General features: G+C 54.7%; 1 protein-coding gene. It reads left to right on the top strand.

The features are described from left to right. Positions 1-83 precede the first annotated feature (83 nt). On the top strand, positions 84-803 hold the full coding sequence (locus A3730_RS03745; RefSeq protein ID WP_063521433.1) for a YebC/PmpR family DNA-binding transcriptional regulator: 720 nt from the start codon (positions 84-86) through the stop codon (positions 801-803). Positions 804-855: the final 52 nt, after the last annotated feature.

The raw sequence follows: 855 nt of genomic DNA, 5'->3' as shown, positions 1-855 counted from the left end.
CTTTCTTGCTCCCTCCCTTGTTCTTCTTACCATCATCTTCCCCTAAAATACCCGGCAACCAATCTCTCTGGAGCAAGATTCGTATGGGCCGCGCCTATCAAAACCGTAAAGAGTCCATGGCGAAAACCTCGGATATGAAAGCCAAGGTATACAGCCGTTATGGTCGGGAAATTTATGTCAGTGCGAAATCCGGCGGCCTGGACCCTACGGCGAATCTGGCGCTGCGCAGCCTGATTGAACGTGCCAAAAAAGACCAGGTGCCCGGTCATGTGATCGACAAGGCCATTGAGAAAGCCAAAGGCGGGGGTGGCGAGGATTATTCTCCGGCCCGCTATGAAGGCTACGGCCCGGGTGGTTGCATGGCGCTGATCGAATGCCTGACGGACAACCCGAACCGCACCTTTGGTGATGTGCGCATGGCCTTCACCAAGACCAAATGCAAGATCGGCACCCAGGGTACGGTGAGCCACATGTTCGATCACGTGGCCATCTTCGTTTTTGCCCATGCGGACGAAGACGCGGTGCTGGAAGCGCTGATGGAGGCCGATGTGGACGTCAGTGAGATCGAAGATGACAACGGCACCCTGACGGTGTTTACCCCGAATACCGAATATTTCAAGGCCAAGCAGGCGTTGACGGAGGCTTTCGGCGAGCTGGAATTCGAGGTGGATGAAATCCAGTTTGTCCCGCAGAGTTACACTACCATCAGCGCCGAAGACATGGAGCTGTTCGACAAATTCATGGCCATGCTGAATGATCTGGACGACGTGCAGAACGTGTATCACAACGTGGATCTGGGCTGATTACATCGTCCCGGCTTACATTGCCGGCAACATCTGCAACGGAGCATACCCC

The sequence above is a fragment of the Alcanivorax sp. HI0044 genome (genome assembly GCF_001634945.1).
This window is presented reverse-complemented; position numbering and strand designations above follow the sequence as displayed.

What these genes read in the sequence shown, in the direction of transcription:
- A3730_RS03745 (WP_063521433.1), top strand. Translation starts at nt 84, where the DNA reads ATGGGCCGCGCCTATCAAAACCGTAAAGAGTCCATGGCGAAAACCTCG.